The 16,873-nt window shown below is 74.2% G+C and carries 17 protein-coding genes and 1 pseudogene; 7 read left to right on the forward strand and 11 right to left on the reverse strand.

All coding sequences use genetic code 11. The features are described from left to right. Positions 1-168: 168 nt before the first annotated feature. Positions 169-576: an ATP-binding protein gene (locus tag HCJ94_RS09735; RefSeq protein ID WP_168000647.1), complete on the forward strand. Its 408-nt coding sequence runs from the start codon at positions 169-171 to the stop codon at positions 574-576. Positions 577-588: 12 nt separating this feature from the next. Here the strand turns inward: HCJ94_RS09735 and HCJ94_RS09740 are convergent, their stop codons facing one another. Further along, the gene (locus tag HCJ94_RS09740; protein ID WP_168000648.1) at positions 589-978 is read right to left on the reverse strand and encodes a hypothetical protein; all 390 of its coding nucleotides are present in this window, start codon (positions 976-978) and stop codon (positions 589-591) included. Between the two features lie 43 nt (positions 979-1,021). Between HCJ94_RS09740 and HCJ94_RS09745 the strand changes: the two genes are divergently transcribed. Together HCJ94_RS09745 and HCJ94_RS09750 are read left to right on the forward strand one after the other, a co-directional pair. Then, positions 1,022-1,972 (forward strand): diacylglycerol/lipid kinase family protein, encoded by a 951-nt coding sequence (locus HCJ94_RS09745; protein WP_168000649.1) that lies wholly within the window; start codon positions 1,022-1,024, stop codon positions 1,970-1,972. Between the two features lie 443 nt (positions 1,973-2,415). After that, positions 2,416-2,673: a WhiB family transcriptional regulator gene (locus HCJ94_RS09750; RefSeq protein ID WP_007072794.1), complete on the forward strand. Its 258-nt coding sequence runs from the start codon at positions 2,416-2,418 to the stop codon at positions 2,671-2,673. Between the two features lie 92 nt (positions 2,674-2,765). Here HCJ94_RS09750 and HCJ94_RS09755 read toward each other — a convergent pair whose 3' ends face one another. The 4 genes from HCJ94_RS09755 to HCJ94_RS09770 all read right to left on the reverse strand — a co-directional run bounded on the left by HCJ94_RS09755 (position 2,766) and on the right by HCJ94_RS09770 (position 6,197). Next, entirely contained in the window at positions 2,766-3,494 is a 729-nt protein-coding gene (locus HCJ94_RS09755) for a sirohydrochlorin chelatase (RefSeq protein ID WP_309227213.1), read from the reverse strand. An 80-nt stretch (positions 3,495-3,574) separates the two neighbouring features. Continuing rightward, complete coding sequence (locus HCJ94_RS09760) at positions 3,575-4,336, reverse strand: phosphoadenylyl-sulfate reductase (RefSeq protein WP_168000651.1); 762 nt, start codon at positions 4,334-4,336, stop codon at positions 3,575-3,577. Then, entirely contained in the window at positions 4,333-4,491 is a 159-nt protein-coding gene (locus HCJ94_RS09765; RefSeq protein ID WP_168000652.1) for an IS1 family transposase, read from the reverse strand. The genes HCJ94_RS09760 and HCJ94_RS09765 overlap by 4 nt, the downstream gene beginning before the upstream one ends. Next, positions 4,488-6,197, reverse strand: a complete 1,710-nt coding sequence (locus tag HCJ94_RS09770) for a nitrite/sulfite reductase (RefSeq protein ID WP_168000653.1) — start codon at positions 6,195-6,197, stop codon at positions 4,488-4,490. Before HCJ94_RS09770 ends, HCJ94_RS09765 begins: the two co-directional genes overlap by 4 nt. A gap of 424 nt (positions 6,198-6,621) precedes the next feature. On the opposite strand from HCJ94_RS09770, the gene HCJ94_RS09775 reads away from it, so the two are divergent. Beyond that, the gene (locus tag HCJ94_RS09775; protein WP_168000654.1) at positions 6,622-8,175 is read left to right on the forward strand and encodes a glycosyltransferase family 39 protein; all 1,554 of its coding nucleotides are present in this window, start codon (positions 6,622-6,624) and stop codon (positions 8,173-8,175) included. Between the two features lie 40 nt (positions 8,176-8,215). On the opposite strand, the gene HCJ94_RS09780 is transcribed toward HCJ94_RS09775, so the two are convergent. Both HCJ94_RS09780 and HCJ94_RS09785 read right to left on the reverse strand, forming a co-directional pair. Continuing rightward, the gene (locus HCJ94_RS09780) at positions 8,216-9,847 is read right to left on the reverse strand and encodes a PAS domain-containing sensor histidine kinase (protein ID WP_168000655.1); all 1,632 of its coding nucleotides are present in this window, start codon (positions 9,845-9,847) and stop codon (positions 8,216-8,218) included. Positions 9,848-9,872: 25 nt separating this feature from the next. Continuing rightward, the gene (locus HCJ94_RS09785; protein WP_168000729.1) at positions 9,873-10,904 is read right to left on the reverse strand and encodes an SIS domain-containing protein; all 1,032 of its coding nucleotides are present in this window, start codon (positions 10,902-10,904) and stop codon (positions 9,873-9,875) included. Positions 10,905-11,089: 185 nt separating this feature from the next. Here HCJ94_RS09785 and HCJ94_RS09790 point away from each other — a divergent pair, with 185 nt between their 5' ends. Continuing rightward, positions 11,090-12,916: a tetratricopeptide repeat protein gene (locus tag HCJ94_RS09790; RefSeq protein WP_168000656.1), complete on the forward strand. Its 1,827-nt coding sequence runs from the start codon at positions 11,090-11,092 to the stop codon at positions 12,914-12,916. Between the two features lie 140 nt (positions 12,917-13,056). Here HCJ94_RS09790 and HCJ94_RS09795 read toward each other — a convergent pair whose 3' ends face one another. Next, positions 13,057-14,637 carry an MDR family MFS transporter gene (locus tag HCJ94_RS09795; RefSeq protein ID WP_168000657.1) on the reverse strand — a complete coding sequence of 527 codons (1,581 nt, stop codon included), beginning with the start codon at positions 14,635-14,637 and terminating at the stop codon, positions 13,057-13,059. Positions 14,638-14,743: 106 nt separating this feature from the next. On the opposite strand from HCJ94_RS09795, the pseudogene HCJ94_RS09800 reads away from it, so the two are divergent. After that, positions 14,744-15,500: pseudogene (locus HCJ94_RS09800) on the forward strand (TetR/AcrR family transcriptional regulator). Here the strand turns inward: HCJ94_RS09800 and HCJ94_RS09805 are convergent. Both HCJ94_RS09805 and HCJ94_RS09810 read right to left on the reverse strand, forming a co-directional pair. Then, positions 15,404-15,907 carry a GNAT family N-acetyltransferase gene (locus HCJ94_RS09805; protein WP_168000659.1) on the reverse strand — a complete coding sequence of 168 codons (504 nt, stop codon included), beginning with the start codon at positions 15,905-15,907 and terminating at the stop codon, positions 15,404-15,406. The pseudogene HCJ94_RS09800 and the gene HCJ94_RS09805 sit on opposite strands and share 97 nt — an antisense overlap. Further along, positions 15,904-16,119, reverse strand: a complete 216-nt coding sequence (locus tag HCJ94_RS09810) for a biotin/lipoyl-binding carrier protein (RefSeq protein ID WP_088973021.1) — start codon at positions 16,117-16,119, stop codon at positions 15,904-15,906. Before HCJ94_RS09810 ends, HCJ94_RS09805 begins: the two co-directional genes overlap by 4 nt. A 300-nt stretch (positions 16,120-16,419) precedes the next feature. Between HCJ94_RS09810 and HCJ94_RS31440 the strand changes: the two genes are divergently transcribed. After that, positions 16,420-16,494, forward strand: coding sequence for a 50S ribosomal protein bL37 (locus HCJ94_RS31440; protein ID WP_373684233.1), 75 nt, complete (start codon positions 16,420-16,422; stop codon positions 16,492-16,494). Between the two features lie 90 nt (positions 16,495-16,584). On the opposite strand, the gene rsrA is transcribed toward HCJ94_RS31440, so the two are convergent. Beyond that, entirely contained in the window at positions 16,585-16,872 is a 288-nt protein-coding gene (gene rsrA / locus HCJ94_RS09815) for a mycothiol system anti-sigma-R factor (RefSeq protein WP_155330436.1), read from the reverse strand. Position 16,873: the final 1 nt, after the last annotated feature.

Raw genomic sequence — 16,873 nt, forward strand, 5'->3', positions numbered from 1 at the left:
ACGTCCTCGGGACGTGCCGGCCGTCCGCTTTTCTGCGCCGACGCCGGCCGCGGTGAATCCCGTACCCGCCGGCCGACGGCGCCTTGGAGGCCCGCCGCCGGCACGCCGGTCGCCCCCACCGCACCCGGTGGGCCGAGCGGGTAGAGTCCCCGACCGGGGGGATGACGCGTGACTCCAACGACCGGCCGGCCGACGACCGACGACGACGTGGTGCACCTCACGGTGCCCGCCGACGGCGGCTACCTGGGGGTGCTCCGCACCGCCACCGCCGGGCTCGCGGCGCGGCTCCAGTTCGCCCTCGACGAGATCGAGGATCTGCGCATCGCGGTCGACGAGGCCTGCGCGATGCTGCTCGCGATCGCCACCGGGGACGCCGAGCTGGACTGCCGGTTCTCTGTCACCGACGACGCGCTCACCGTCGAGGTCACCGTGCCGACCGTCCGTGGAGCGAAGCTGCCGGCCGAGTCGTCCTTCGCCTGGAAGGTGCTGACCGCGCTGACCACCTCGGCCTCCGCGACCGCCGCCGACGGTCGGGCCACGATCTCGCTGCTGACCCGCCGCGCGTCCAGCTGGTGACGGGCCCGCCCGTCACTCGAAGCCGAGCGCCCGGGTGGTCGGGGTGCTCACCAGCAGGGCGGTCACGCCGAGACCCAGCGCCATCAGTGGCACACCGAGCCAGCCCAGCCCACCCTGGAGCATGAACCAGCCGATCGGCAACAGCATGAGCTGAAGCACGATCGCGGGCGCCCGTGCGCCGGCCCGCCGCCGGGCCAGCGCCCCGCCCAGCGCCCAGAGCGCGGCCGCGGCGCCGGCCGCGAACGCCGTCACCAGCAGGGCCGACGCCAGGTCGACGGTGGGCGCCGTGAGATCGGCCCACAACAGCCAGACGGCGACCAGCCCCACGGCGACCGCCTCGCCGCGCAACAGCAGGACGGCCCAGCGGAGCGGGCCGGGAATCGGGGCGGAGGCGAGGGTCACGCGCGTCACGATACCCGTGGTACGGCGGGGTACAGTGCCGCCCATGCGGGCCGTCCTGGTGGTCAACCCGAAGGCCACCACCACCAGCGAACGCAGCCGGGACGTGCTGGTCCGGGCGCTGCGCAGCGAAGTCGACCTCTCCGTGCGGTACACGCGACGCCGGGGCCACGCCATGGCCCTGGCCCGCGAGGCGGCCGAGGAGGGCGTCGACCTGGTGGTCACCCTCGGCGGCGACGGCACCGTCAACGAGGTGGTCAACGGCCTGATGACGGCGCAGCCGCCGACCGTGTCGGGCGGCGCGGCCCCGGCCGACCGGTTGCCCGCGCTGGCCACCGTGCCGGGCGGCTCCACGAACGTCTTCGCCCGCGCCCTCGGCCTGCCCCGGGAGTGGCCCGAGGGCACCAGCATGATCCTCGAAGGGCTTCGCCTGGGCCGGCACCGCACGATCGGCCTCGGCCGGGCGGACGACCGCTACTTCACCTTCTGCGCGGGCTTCGGGGTCGACGCGGCCGTCATCCACCGCGTCGAGCAGGCCCGCCGGCGGGGGCGGGTCTCCACTCCGGCGCTCTACTTCCGGTCGACCGTCGCCCAGTACTTCCTCGGCTCGGACCGCCGCCATCCCGCCATCTGCCTGGAACGGCCGGGCGAGGTCGCCGAGGAGCAGTTGGCCACCGTCATCATCCAGAACACGGCACCGTGGACGTACCTGGGCGACCGTGAGGTGAACCCGAATCCGGAGGCGTCCTTCGACCTGGGGCTCGACGTGTTCGCACTGCGTCAACTCCGGGTGGCCAGCACGACACGCACGGTGAGCCAGTTCCTTTCGCGGCAGGCCGACCCGCACGGCAAGCAGGTGCTCCGGCTGCACGACGTGGCCGAGTTCACGCTGGTGGCGCGCCGCCCCCAGGCGTTCCAACTCGACGGCGAGTACCTGGGCGAGCGGGAGAAAGTCAGATTTACCTCCGTACCCGCGGCACTGAGAGTAATCTGCTAGGTCTCGGGTACTCCCCTAGGTTCACGCAAGCTCGCCGCACCCGGGCGGCGGGCGCCACACCGAGGGGCGAGCGCCGGAAATGTCAGCAATGTCACGCGCACCGTACTATATTGATCCTCGACTGTGGTACTCCGGGTAACCGGATCACCGGCAAATCTGGACAAATGGGTTGTGGGCTTGCTCACCGCACGGAGTTTTTCCGAGCGTCACCCTTGACATCGTGAGCGTTCGTGAAAGTATTCACAAGCGAACTTGAGTTACCGGGACATTGCCTGGATATGCTCGGCAGGTTGAGCTGCTCCAGCAGGTCCCCGGGGCCAACAGCCTGCTCACGCAATGCCGAATAGCCGTACGCGAACCGTCACGGCCGGCACTGCGGATGCATAAAGGAAAAGCACCACTGCACCATCTGCCACCCATCCAGAATGAGGAGTGTTGCCGCCATGGACTGGCGTCACCATGCTGTCTGCCGCGACGAGGACCCGGAGCTGTTCTTCCCGATCGGGACGTCCGGTCCGGCTCTCCTGCAGGTCGAGCAGGCCAAGGCCGTCTGCCGGCGCTGCTCCGTGACCGACCAGTGCCTGCAGTGGGCGCTGGAGTCGGGTCAGGACGCTGGCGTCTGGGGCGGGATGAGCGAGGAGGAGCGGCGCGCTGTCAAGCGTCGCGGCGGCCTCCGGGTGCTGCGCGCTCACTCCGCCTGATCACGAACCGAAGCAGAACGCCCCGGTCGGCTCCGCCGCCGGGGCGTTCTGCTGTCCGGCGGCGCCGCCGTTGCCGTCCAGGGCCCCGGGCGTCAAGCAGGGGCCCTCTCCCCCACCGCGTCCACCCGACGGAGGACCAGGTCGGCGAGTTCCGGGGCATCGGTGAGCGGGGCGGCCACGGCCACGGCGCCGGCGTCCCGCGCCGACGCGGTCGCCGCGTCGTGGAACAGCCCGGGCGCGAGGAAGTACGCCGCGACCGCCACGCGCCGCGCGCCACGGGCCCGGAGCCGCGCCACGGCGGCACCGGCGCCCGGCGGCGCGGCGGAGGCGTACGAGACGCGCGTCGGGGCGCTCAGCGCCGTACCGAGGGCCGCCGCGACCCGTCCCACCGAGGCGCGCGCGGCCGGATCCCTGGTTCCCGCCGCCGCGAGCACCAGGGCGTCGTACCCGCCGGGCTCGGCCTCGGCGAGACGCCGCCGCAGCCCGGCCAGCAGGGCGTGGTCGACGTCCGCGGCGGCCGGGCCGAGCACGTCGGTGACCCGTACCGCCAGGCCGGGCACCGTCTCGCGGGCCGCGGCCACCGCCGCCGGGATGTCCACCCGCCGGTGGTACGCGGCGGTGAGCAGCAACGGCACCAGGACCGCCCGGGAATGCCCGGCCGCACCCAGCTCGCGCAGCACCTCGGTCGGCCCCGGGCGGGTGTGGTCGAGCCAGCTCGGCAGCACCCGCAGGCCGGGCCGGGCGGCCGACACCGCCCGGGCCAGCGCGCGGGTCGCCTCGGCGGCCCGCGGGTCCCGGCTGCCGTGAGCGACCAGGACCACCGGGTCCGCGCACTCCCCGGCGTCCGCGACCGCCGGACCGCAGGCCCCGACGGCCGGGCCGCCCGGGACCGTCGCGTCGGTCAGACGTGCAGGCCGCACTCGGTCTTCTCGAACATCGCCCAGCGGCCGGCGCGCGGATCCTCCCCCGCCTTCGTACGGCGGGTGCAGGGCCAGCAGCCGATCGAGCCGTAACCGCGGTTGAACAACTCGTTGACCGGCACGTTCCAGCGGGAGATGTACGCGTCGACGTCGGCCTGCGACCACGCCGCGATCGGGTTGACCTTCACCTTGCCCCGGCGGGCGTCGAAGGTCACCACCGGCGTGTTCGCCCGGGTCGGCGACTCGTCCCGGCGCAGCCCGGCCGCCCACGCGTCGTAACCGGCGAGCGCCCGCTCCAGCGGCTCCACCTTGCGCAGCTGGCAGCAGTCGTCCGGAGACCGGTTGAACAGCCGGGGACCGTACTCGCCGTCCTGCTGGCCGACGGTGAGCCGGGGCCGGATCGACCGGACGGTGACCGGCAGGGTGCGGGCCACCTCGTCGCGGACCTTGAGCGTCTCCGGGAAGTGCAGCCCGGTGTCCAGGAAGACGACGTCCACCCCCGGCGCGACCCTGGACACCAGGTGCGCCAGCACGGCGTCGGCCATCGAGCTCGTGACGCAGAACCGGTCGCCGAAGGTCTCGGCAGCCCAGCGCGCGATCTCCAGGGCCGGAGCGCCCTCCAGGTCCCGGCCGGCCTTCTCGGCCAGCGCGCGCAGCTCGTCCGGGTCGCGCCGGGACGTGTCGGCCGGGTGTGGCCCGGCGGTGCCGACGAGGCCGAGGTTCACGGCGGAGACGAGACTCATCGGGTCACCGCCTTCGAGAGCAGGCCGGTGAACCTGACGGTGAAGACCCGGGCGCAGGCGTGGCACTCCCAGGCGCCGTGGCCGGCCTCGCTCGGCCGCAGGTCCTCCTCCCCGCAGTACGGGCAGTACAGCGGCACGGACCTGGACTCGCTCATCTGAGTTCCTCCTCGTCGACCCTGATCACCCAGTTGGCGAACGTCTCGCCCTCGTTCCGGCCGGCCAGGTAGCGGCGGGCCAGCCGTTCCACGTACTCCGGAAGCTCCTCCGCGGTGGTCTTCAGACCGCGCAGCTTGCGGCCGAAGCCGGCGGTCTGTCCCTCCGCCATGCCGAGACCACCGCCGAGGTGCACCTGGAAGCCCTCCACCTGGCGGCGGTCCGGGCCGACCACCAGCTGGCCCTTGAGACCGATGTCGGCGACCTGGGTGCGGGCGCAGGCGTTCGGGCAGCCGTTGATGTGGATGGAGATGTCGGCGTCGAAGTCGCGCAGCCGCTGCTCCAGCCGGGCCACCAGCTCCTCACCACGCGCCTTGGTCTCGACGATGGCGAGCTTGCAGTACTCGATGCCGGTGCAGGCCATGGTGCCGCGCCGCCAGGCCGACGGCCGTGCCTCCAGGCCGATCCCGCGCAGCGCCTCGACCAGGGACTCCGTCCGCTCCGGCGGCACGTCCAGGACCAGCAGCTTCTGGTACGGCGTGAGCCGCACCCGGTCGCTGCCGTGCGCCTCGACCACGTCGGCGAGCCGGGCGAGCTGGCTGCCGGAGACGCGGCCGACGACGGGGGCGGCCCCGACGTAGTGGCGCCCGTCGCGCTGCGGGTGCACGCCGATGTGGTCGATCGGCTTGGTCGGCAGGTCCGCCGGGGGCCCGTCCAGCAGGGCCCGGCCCAGGTACTCCTTCTCCAGCACCTCGCGGAACTTCTCCACGCCCCAGTCGGCGACCAGGAACTTCAACCGGGCCCGGTTGCGCAGCCGGCGGTAGCCGTAGTCGCGGAAGATGCCGACCACGCCCGCCCACACGTCCGGCACCTCGTGCAGGGGCACCCACACGCCCAGCCGCTTGGCGAGCATCGGGTTGGTGGAGAGGCCGCCGCCGACCCAGAGGTCGAAGCCGGGGCCGTGCTCGGGGTGCTCGACACCGAGGAACGCGATGTCGTTCGCCTCGTACGGGGTGTCGACCAGCCAGGAGATCGAGGACTTGAACTTGCGGGGCAGGTTGGAGAACTGCTTGTCGCCGACGTACCGGCGGACGATCTCGTCGATCGCGGGCGTCGGATCGACCACCTCGTCCCGGGCCACCCCGGCGACCGGGCTACCCAGCACGATGCGGGGGCAGTCGCCGCACGCCTCGGTGGTCTGGAGGCCCACCGACTCCAGCCGGCGCCAGATCTCCGGCATGTCCTCGACGCGGATCCAGTGGTACTGGATGTTCTGCCGGTCGGTGATGTCGGCGGTGTCCCGGGCGAACTCGCGGGAGATGTCGGCGATCACCCGGAGCTGGGCCAGGCTGAGCTGGCCGCCGTCGACCCGCACCCGGAGCATGAAGAACTCGTCCTCCAGCTCGTGCGGCTCCAGGACGGCGGTGCGCCCGCCGTCGATGCCGGCCTTGCGCTGCGTGTAGAGGCCCCACCAGCGGAACCGGCCGCGCAGGTCCTGGGGGTCGATCGAGGCGAAGCCCCGGTGGGCGTAGATGTTCTCGATCCGGGCCCGGACGTTCAGCGGGTCGTCGTCCTTCTTGATCCGCTCGTTGGGGTTGAGCGGCTCACGGTGGCCGAGCGCCCACTGGCCCTCCCCACGCGGACGGCGGGGAGCCCGGACGGGACGGGCCGGGTCCTCGGGCCGGGCCGGGATGCTGCTGACCGCCATCGCGGCGTCCTCCGTTGTCTGGTGTGGCTCGTGGATGCGCCGGGCGCGGCGGCCTGCCCGGTTACGGGCTGGAGACAACGGTGTCGGAACAGCCGGCGCGCAGCGCCCGAGACAGATGGGTCGGGCGTCGTCAGTGGGCCGGACAGATCGCGCTGCGCACGCGGCCGTAATCGACGTGGCGGCGGGCCACGAAGCGGCGGACGACAGCGGCGGTCATGACGTCATGCTGCCACAGCGCCACAGGGCCGGCCAATGCGTGCGTGCGGGATCCCACATCACGGGCCGAAGACCGCACGAACGCGGAAGACGGCACCGCCGGCGGGGGCGAGGCCACAACTTCCCGGATCGAGCACGATCTCGCGGCCTGCACCGCTCCGGCCCCGGGGCGCCGGTCCGCTGTGCGAGGCTCGGCGGCGTGGGCGGAATGTCCGTACTGAGGCGAGTGCCGGTGTGGGTCCCGCCGGCCCTGCTCACGCTCGCGGTCACGCTCACCGGGCTCGACCGCGCGCAGCTGTGGCGGGACGAGCTGGCCACGTGGAGCGGCGCGACCCGCTCGGTCGGCGACCTGCTCCGGCTCGCCGGCACCATCGACGCCGCGACCGGGCCGTACTACCTGGTCATGCACGCGTGGGTGGCCGTCGCGGGCGACTCGGCGACCGCGCTGCGCCTGCCGGCGGCGCTCGCGATGACCGGCGCCGCCGCCCTGACCGCGGTACTCGGCGGGCGGCTGCACGGCCCGCGGGTCGGGCTGCTCGCCGGCCTGCTCCTCGCCGTGCTCCCCGGCACCTCCCGGTACGGGCAGGAGGCCCGCCCGTACGCGCTGGCGACCCTCCTGGCCGTCCTGGCGACGCTCCTGCTCCTCGCCGCCCTCGACGCTCCGCCCGGCACCCGGCCGGCGTACCGCTGGGCCGGGTACGCCGCCGCCGTGGCCACGCTCGGCCTGACCCACCTGGTCGCCCTGACGCTGCTCGCGGCGCACGCGGTCGTGGTGCTCGCCGCCGCCCGCCGGCAGAGCCGGCGGATCCGTGAGGCACCGGCAGCCGTGGCCGGCGCACCGGCGGAGACGGCAGGGGCGGGCGGCGGCGCGACGCGAGCCGGCGCGGAGCCGGCACCCGACCACGAGGGCAGGCAGGCCGCCTGGCGGACGGTCGGCGCCTGGCTGGTCGCTCTCGTGCCGTCGGCGGTGCTGGTGGGCCCGCTGGCGCTCGTCGCCCGGGGGCAGCGCGCCCGCCAGCTCGACTGGGTCGACGCCGCCCGGCCGGAGGACCTGGCCGGACTGGCCGGCGGCGTGGCGCAGAGCGGGGTGGTCGGGGGCCTGCTGGCCGGGCTCGCCGCGCTCGGTGCGGCCCGGCTGGGACGGCGCGCGCTGGTGCCCGGGTCCGCCGTGCTCCTGCCGGTGCTGCTGGTCTTCGCCGCCGGGGTGCTCGTACCCCTCTGGGTTCCCCGCTACCTGGTCTTCGTGGTGCCGTTCGGGTGCCTGCTGGCCGGCGCGGCCCTGGCCACCGTGCCGGTGTCGCCCGCGCTGGCCGTGGTGGCGCTGGCCGGGGCGCTCGGCCTTCCCGACCAGGCGGCGCTACGGCGCACCCACGAGTGGCCCCGCTCCACGCCGGTCGACTACGCGGGCGCCGCCCGGATCGTCGCCGCCGACCAGCGACCGGGGGACGCGGTCGTCTACTCGCCCCGGGAGAGCTGGCTCTTCCTCGACCTCGGCCTGGCGTACCACCTCGGCGACCGCGGCCCCCGGGACGTGCTACTCACCGTGGACCAGGCGCGCCGCGGCGACCTGTGGGCCGCCGAGTGCCCGCGGCCGGCCGAGTGCCTGGCCGGCGTCGAGCGCGTGTGGCTGGTGGTGGCCGGCCGCCGCGCCGACCCACTCGCCGCCGTGCCGGGCGCCAAGGGGGACGCCCTGCGGGCCGGCTGGACAGTCGAGCGCGTCGAGCAGCGCCCCGGCCTGACGGTCGCCCTCCTCACCCGCTGACGCCCGGCGGGTTGTGGCCGCTCGCGGACCGTCCGCCGGGTCAGGCGCCGGCGCCGCGGGACAGCGGGACGACGAGCATCGCCTCGGTGCCGCCGCTGGCGCTGTTCCGCAGCTCGATCGTGCCGCGCAGCTCGCCGGTGACCAGCGCCCGGACGATCTGGAGGCCCAGGTTGCCGCCGCGCTCGGCGTCGAAGTCCGGGGGCAGGCCGCGCCCGTTGTCCGCCACCGACACGTGCAGCATCTTGCGGAAGCGGTGCGCCGAGACGACCACCTCGGGCGTCGGCAGTTCCGCCGTGGCCGACGCCGGGGGCACGACCGCCCCCGCCGGCTCGCCCGGCCCGGCCCCGGTCGGGGCCGGCGCGCCGCCGCCGGCGGGGCCCGTGCGGGCTGGTCCGGCCGGACCCGCCCCCTCGTCCGCCGGGAAGCCGTGCTCGACGGCGTTGAGCAGGAGTTCGTTGAGGACCATCACCAGCGACGTGGCGATCTCGGCGGGAAGCACACCGAAGCTGCCCTGGCGGCGCATCCGGACCGTCGTCTCGGTGGCCGCCACCTCGGTCGCCGCGCTCGCCACCCGGTCGACGATGCCGTCGAACTCGACCGCCTCGTCGCTGGACAGGGAGAGCGTCTCGTGCACCAGCGCGATCGAGGCGACCCGGCGTACCGACTCCTCCAGCGCGACCCGGGCCTCCGGCATGGCCACCCGGCGGGCCTGGAGCCGCAGCAGCGCGGCGACGGTCTGGAGGTTGTTCTTCACCCGGTGGTGGATCTCCCGGATGGTGGCGTCCTTCGTCATCAGGGCACGGTCGCGGCGGCGGACCTCGGTGACGTCGCGGACCAGCACCAGCGCGCCGATCGGCACCCCGGCGGGCATGAGCGGCAGCGCCCGGGTCAGCATGGTCGCCCCCCGCGCGTCGATCTCGCGGCGCGGCGGCGCCTCGCCGCGCAGGGCCGCGAGGACGCCGTTGGCCGCGTCGGTGCCCTCCAGCGGGTCGGCGGCGAGGCGACGGTGCAGCGCCGCGAGATCCTCGCCGACCAGGTGGGAGGCGTGGCCCAGGCGGCGGTACGCCGACTGCGCGTTCGGGCTCGCGTACGTGACCTTGCCGCTCGCGTCCAGCCGGACCAGCCCGTCGCCGACCCGGGGCGCCGACGTGGTCTCCCCCTGGTGCCGGGGCGGCGGGAAGGTCCCGTCGGCGATCATCTGCGCGAGGTCGTCGGCGGTGGTCAGGTAGTTCAGCTCCAGCTGGCTGGGCGTACGGGCGGTGGACAGGTTGGTGTCCCGCCCGACCACGGCGATCACCTCGCCGTGCTCCCCCTCGGCGGTCCGCAGCCGCACCGGGATCGCCTCGTGCCGGGCGGGCACGTCCCCGTACCAGACCGGATCGCCCTCCCGCCAGATCCGGCCCTGGCGGTAGGCGACCTCCAGGTGGGCCACCTCGGGCCCGCCGATGATCCGGCCCACCTGGTCGTCCTGGTACGCCGTCGGCGCGGTGGTCGGCCGGACCTGCGCCACGCAGAGGAACGTCCCGTCCCCGTCCACCGGCACCCAGAGCAGCAGGTCGGCGAAGGAGAGGTCGGAGAGCAACTGCCAGTCGCCCGCGATCCGGTGCAGGTGGTCGATGTCGGCCGGGCGGAGCTGGGTGTGCTCCTCGGCGAGGTCGCGCAGCGTGGACACGCTGACCAGCGTGCCACGCCGGGACTCACATCGTCGCGGTGACCTTCTTGAGCCCCCGGGGCGCGTCCGGGTCCTCGCCGCGGGCGAGCGCGAGGGCCAGCGCGAGGCGTTGCAGCGGCAGGATGTCCAGCAGCGGGGCGTACCGCTCGTCGACCTCGGGGACGGCCATCCGGGTCGCGCCCGGGACGTCGGCCGAGCCGACCACGACCACGTCGGCACGCCGCTCGCCGAGCCGCGGCAGCACCTCCCCCATCGACCGGCCACCGGGGCCCGAGCCGACCACGGCGAGCACCGGCACGTCCGGGTCGGTCATGGCGAGCGGGCCGTGCAGCAGGTCCGCACCCGAGAAGGCGAGCGCCGGCAGGTAGGACGTCTCCATCAGCTTCAGCGCCGCCTCCCGGGCGGTCGGGTACGCGTACCCCCGGCCGGTGGTGACCAGTTGCGCGGCGAAGCGGTACCGGGGCGCGAGCTGGGCGGGGGTCTCGTCGGCGAGGGTGCGGGCGGCCAGCCCGGGGAGCGCGTCGAGGGCCGCCCGCTCGTCGGCGGGGAGCGCCCCGTCGCCGGCCCGGATCCCCTCGACGAGCATCAGGAGGGCGAGCAGCTCGGCGGTGTAGGTCTTGGTGGCGGCCACGGCCCGCTCGTGACCGGCGGCGATGTCGACGCTCAGCTCCGCGACGCCGGCCAGTGGCGAGTCGGGCGCGTTGGTGACCGCGAGCGTGAGCGCCCCGGAGGCACGGGCGGTCCGCAGCACCTCGGCGAGGTCCGGGGAACCGCCGCTCTGGCTCACGCCCACCACGAGCGCGTCGGACAGGTCCGGCCGGGCGCCGTACACGGTGACGGCGCTGGGCGAGGCGAGCCCGGCGGGAAGGCCGAGGCGGATCTCGGCGAGGTACGCGCCGTAGAGCGCGGCGTGGTCGGAGGTGCCGCGGGCCGTGAACACCACGTGCCGGGGGCGACGGTCGGCGATGACGGCGGCGACCCGGGCGATCGCACCGGCGTGCTCGGTGGAGAGCAGTCGCGCGTACCCCGCCGGCTGCTCGTCGGTGTCGGCGGCCATGCCGGCCCCTGGACGCGTCATGGAAGCTCCTCCCAAATGCGCGATTGCCGCGCGTTTCCTGCTCAGTCTTGCACCTTTGATCGGATCCAAGCAATGCAACGAGCAGCATTGCGCAGATGATCACTAAGGTTCCTCAACATCACCTACGCTGACCCGACCTCACACACCACTGGAGCGAAGCGGACGTGTCCGAGCACGAGCGGGACCTGCCCGCGGCGGAGGAACTGGCCCTGGCCCGGTCGGCACTGGCCGACGGCGACCTGGCGCACGCCGCCACGCACGTGGCGGGCGCGCTCGCGCAGGCGCCGACCCTGCCCGAGGTGCACGAGGTTCTCGCCCGCCTCGCCGCCACCGGCGGGGGCGGACTCGACCTGTTCCCCCTGCGCCACAACGTGTTCGTCGGCACCGTGGTCGCCCGCGCCCACCTGCTCGCCGCCGCCGGCCGCCCCGCCGAGGGTCTGGACCTGCTCGTCGCGGCCACCGGCCACGCACCCGCGACGCCCTGGGCGGAGGTGCCCTGGGTGACCGCGCCCGAGCTGGCCGAGCGCCTCGACCCGGACCGCACCGCCCGGATCCTCATGCAGGTGTGCGCGGCCACGCCGGATCCGGTGCCCCCGGCGGGCCGGCCCGCCCTGGCCCCGTACCTCGTGCTCGCCCGCAACGCGGTCATCGTCCACCCGGAACACGCGCTGCTGCTCGGCGCGGCGTCCGCGCTCGCCCGGCGGATCGGCGAGGTCGCGGCCGCGATCCGCTGGGCCGGCCAGGGCGTACGCGCGGAGCCGTCGAAGATCGGCGAGGTGTGGCTCGGGTACGCGTACCGCAGCGCCGGCCGGATCCGGGAGGCGCTGTCCGCGCTCGAACGGGCCGTCGCGCACGACCCGGACGACCTGGCGGTGTACGCCGACATCGCCGGCACCCTCGCCGACCACGGCCGGCTCGACGAGGCGCTCGACTGGATCGACCGGGCTCTCGCCCGGGACCCGTCCTTCGACTGCGCCGTGCACACCGCGCACCGGTTGCGGTTCCGGCGCGACGGCGACGCGGCGCACCTCGTGGCGCTGGCCGACTTCACGCGGGAGCACCCGGACGACACCCACGAGCACGCGGACCTCGCCGAGGCCTGCGCCGGCCGCCCGTGGCTCGGGCAGGTCACACCCGCCGTCGGGCCGGCGGTCGACGCGCTGCGCGCCGTCCTCGCCGACGACCACCGCGGACTGGGCGTCACCGTCCGGCTGGAGTCGCCGACGCCGCCGAGCGCCCTGCGTACGCTCACCGCCGCCGCGCCCGGCCTGCGGGTGGAGGCGATCGACGGGCCCGGCCCGGATCCGCGCGAGCCGCGGCGGGCGACCGGCCGACGGCTGTGGCGGTACGACGGCGACTCGGTCACCCCCGCCCTGCCGGCGCCGTCGGCGGAGGCCGCCGCTCACCTCCGGCAGTTCGTGCACCCGGCCTGGCCGCATCCGCCGGCGGCGTACGACGCCGCGGTCGCACTGGCCACCCTCGATCTCGCGGACCTGCTCGGCCTGCTCGTCCACCCGCCGGCCGCCCCGCCGACCGCGCTGGGCCGGGTACTCGACGGTCAGGACCCGGCGCTGTGGGCCCGCAGCGTGCAGGTCTGGACCTGCCTGGGGCTGCTGCACCACCGCACCGACGAGCCGTGGGCGGGGTCGACCCGACGCCAGGTGCTGCTGGACCTGGTGTGGGGCGTCGAGGACTGGACCACCGAGGCGGCGCTGTTCGCCCTGGTCACCCTCGCCTGGGTGGACCCGTCGGTACGCCCCGACGTCGCGGCGGTCGTGGCGGAGCGGCTGGCCGACGCCGTGGAGGTGGCCCGGACGCGACCGGTGTCGATCGCCGTGTCCCTGGGTCACCTGGCACTGGCCACCCCCGACCTGTCCCCGGAAGCGCGGGCGCTGGCCCACGCCCTGACCGGCGGTCCGCCGGGCTCCGGCGGTCCCGGCGCGCTCCGCCGCCTCTGGCACCACCTGGCCACGCTGTTCCGCCGACCCTGACCGCGCCCTCCCACACCGGCGGCCCGCGCACGTACCCCGCGCACTTTCGCCGAAAGTGCGGCGTCCCGACGCGGGGAGGCCGCACTGTCAGTGCAGATGCGCGGTGGTGCGCGGGCGCTGCGCCACGCGGGGCGGCCGGGTCAGGGGGTCGGGGTCTTGGCGAGGGCGGTCTCCGCCTCGTCGGCCGGGGCCGCGGGCGGGGTGTTCGCGGTGCGCAGCGGGATCTCCTTGATGAACCAGGCGAGCACCGGCACCACGACGGTGAAGAGCACGGCCCACAGGAAGACCTGCGAGATCGCGTCGGCGAGGCCACCGAGGACCACCTCGCGGGCCTGCGCCGGCAGGTCCCGGAGCCGCTCCAGGTCCATCGCCGCGCCGGCCTCGCCGCCCCCGCCGAAGGAGCCGCCGGCCGGGGAGTCGGCCAGCCGGTTGGCGAAGATCGCGCCGAACAGGGAGATGCCGAACGAACCGCCGATCGAGCGGAAGAACGTGGCCGCACCGCTCGCCGCGCCCAGGTCGCGCTGCTCCACGCTGTTCTGCGCGATGAGCATCGAGGTCTGCATGAGGAAGCCCATGCCGACGCCGAGCACCACCATGTAGAGCGAGGACTCGACCTTGCTGGTGTGCACGTCGAGGCGGGCCAGCAGCGCCATGCCGGCGGTCATCACCACACCGCCGACGATCGGGAACGCCCGGTACCGGCCGGTCCTCGTGATCGCCCGGCCCACCACCAGCGAGACCACGAGCATCCCGAACATCAGCGGGAGCAGGAGCAGGCCGGAGTTGGTGGCCGAGGCGCCCTGCACGGTCTGCTGGTAGAGCGGCAGGAAGTTCATCGCGCCGAACATCGCGAAGCCGAGCAGGAAGCCGACCACCGAGATCAGCGCGAAGTTGCGGTTGGCGAAGAGCCCGAGCGGCAGGATCGGCTCCACCGCCCGCCGTTCGACGACGCCGAAGGCGGCGAGCGCGACCAGGGCGAACGCGGCCAGGCCGAGGATCTGCGGGGAGGCCCAGTCGTACTCGTTGCCGCCCCAGGTGGTGATCAGGACGATCGCCGTGATGCCCGCCGAGAGCAGCGCCGCGCCCCACCAGTCGATCCGGTGCTCGGTGCGGTGGCGGGGCAGGTGCAGGGTGGCGATCAGCAGCACCAGCGCGACCCCACCCAGCGGCAGGTTGACGTAGAACGCCCACCGCCACGACAGGTGGTCGGTGATGAAGCCGCCGACGAGCGGGCCGGCCACCATGGCGATCGCCATGATGCCGGCGATCATGCCCTGGTAACGCCCCCGCTCCCGGGGCGGGACCAGGTCGCCGATGATCGCCATCACGCCGACCATGAGGCCACCGGCGCCGAGGCCCTGGACGGCGCGGAACGCGATCAGTTCGACCATCCCGCCGTCGGCCCCGCCGAACAGCGCCGAGCCCGCCATCCCGCAGAGCGCGGAACCGATCAGGAAGACCACCACGGCGGTCAGGAAGACCGGCTTACGGCCGTAGAGGTCGCCGATCTTGCCCCAGATCGGGGTGGAGACGGTCGTGCCGAGGACGTACGCGGTCACGACCCAGGTGAAGTGGTCCAACCCGCCGAACTCGCCCACGATCCGCGGGAGGGCCGTGCTGACGATCATGTTGTCCAGCATCGCCAGCATCATGGCGATCATCAGGCCGAAGAGCACGAGCCGGACGTTCGGTCGTACCGGCGCCTGAGCTTCCTGGGTCATCGGTAGGCTCCCCCCGAGAAGTGTGCAACTTACTTGCCGCCCGGCTAGTCAGCTTACTAGCCGCACGGTAAGTTGGGCACCTAACAACGGTCAAGCGAGTCGGGTGGTGAGGGTGAGGGAGAGCACAGGCGGCACGCGAGAGCGCATCAAGGCCGTCGCGCTGGAGCTCTTCACCGAGCAGGGGTACGAGAAGACCTCGCTCCGGGAGATCGCCGAGCGGTTGAACGTGACGAAGGCGGCGCTCTACTACCACTTCAAGAGCAAGGACGAGATCGTCAGCAGCTTCGTCGAGGACCGCCTCGACCGCATGGACGAGCTCGTCGCGTGGGCCGAGGGGCAGCCGGCCACCCTGGAGACCCGGCGGGCGATCCTCGGCCGGTACGCCGACACGATGTTCGCCGGCGACCAGCCCTCGGTGATGCGCTTCTTCGAGCAGAACCAGACGGTCCTGAAGAGCCTCGCCGCCGGCCAGCAGATGCGGGACCGCATGTTCGGCCTGGCCAACGCGCTCTGCCGGGGTGACGACTCCCCCGGCGCCCAACTGCGGGCCGTGCTGGCGCTGTTCGCCGTGCACAGCAGCTGGTTCGCGGTACGCACCCCGGGCATCACCGACGCCGAGCGCCGGCGGATCGCCATGGAGGTCGCCGACGAACTGCTCGCGGCCATCGGCTCCCGACCGGACGAACGGTCCTGACCCCACGGCGCACGGCCGGGCATGCCACCGGCGCCGGACCGTTCACCCGGCGGCCGGTGGCCGCGGAACGGGTCAGGCCGTGAGGTCCAGCCGCAGGGCGAGCAGGTCCACGCCCGCCAGCGGCGACCAGTCCTTCGCCGGTACGCGGACGAAGCCCCGCCGCTGGTAGAGCCGCTGCGCGGAGGCCGCGTGGCCGTCCCGTACGCAGATCATCACGGCCGAGCAGCCCAACCCGGTGGCGCGCGCGACGCACGCGTCGACCAGCGCCGCCCCGACCCCCCGGCCCTGCGCGGCCGGGTCCACGGCGAGCATCCGGAACTCCGCCTCGCCCGGGCCGGACAGCTCGGCGTACCGGCTGCCGGGCAGCACGAAGGTCACCGAGCCGAGCACGGCGTCCGTGACCGGGTCGACGGCGACCAGCACGTCGCCGTGCTCCGCACGGGTGGCCACGTCGGCGAGCACCACGCCGTACCCGGTCTCGCCCTTGAGCTGCCCGTCGGCCTCGTACGCGGCGACCGTCAGCCGCGCCACAGCGGCGAAGTCGGCCGGCCCCGCCGACCGCACGAGGACACTCAATCGATCACCGCGATCAGGTCGCCGTCCTGCACGACGTCGCCCTCGTTGACAGCGAGCTGCTTCACGACACCGTCGGACTCGGCGACGACCGGGATCTCCATCTTCATCGACTCCAGGATCACCAGTGTGTCCCCCTCGGACACGGTGTCCCCGGCCGACGCGACGACCTTCCAGACGTTCGCCACCATCTCGGCGCGGATCTCCTCGGCCATGTCGGCCCTCCCTTTCGCGACTGCCTGCCGACGTATCCAATCATGTCGGCGGGCCGCGGTGGGCGGGAGCGGGTGGCCGGAGGCGTGATCCACTCCGACGTGCCGCTCCGCCGGCTCCCGGCGTGTCGGGCGGCGCGGCGTACCCGGAAAAGGGGCCCGGAGGGGGGCTGCCGGCGGTGACGGCACTAGGGTCTGTGTCGAAGTCCTCGGTCGGACCGAGGCGGAGTCGAGCCGGCCGGTGCGTGCCGCGGCGTCGCGGACGCCCACGGCGGTGGCAACGGCCATAACGAGGAGGTCACCATGGCGAAGAAGGCCCGTAGGAAGAGGGCTCGCAAGAAGAGCGCCGCCAACCACGGCAAGCGCCCCAACTCCTGAGGCGCCGGACCGGGCGTGCCAGCCCGGTCGGACGCTGGACGCGACGGTGGCCCGGGTCGTCTCCGACCCGGGCCACCGGTGTCTCACGCGTCAGTCGGCCAGTTCCCGTGACTCGCTGCTCTCGAAGACCACGAGCTCGGTCAGCTTGACCCGGAGCCGCTCGCGCAGCTGCTCGGGGGCCGTCTCGTTGCCGCAGCAGCGGGCGACCAGCGCCTTGACCTCCTGCTCGATGCCGTACTCGCGCAGGCAGTGCCCGCACTCGTTGAGGTGGTACCGGATCAGCGTGCGGCGCTCCTCGGCGCACTCCAGGTCCAGGTAGAGGTACACCTCTGCCAGCACCTCGCGGCAGTCCGTCTCGTGCGGCTCTCCACAGCTCACG

This window comes from Micromonospora thermarum (assembly GCF_012034245.1).
In the GTDB taxonomy this organism is placed as follows: Bacteria; Actinomycetota; Actinomycetes; order Mycobacteriales; family Micromonosporaceae; genus Micromonospora; species Micromonospora thermarum.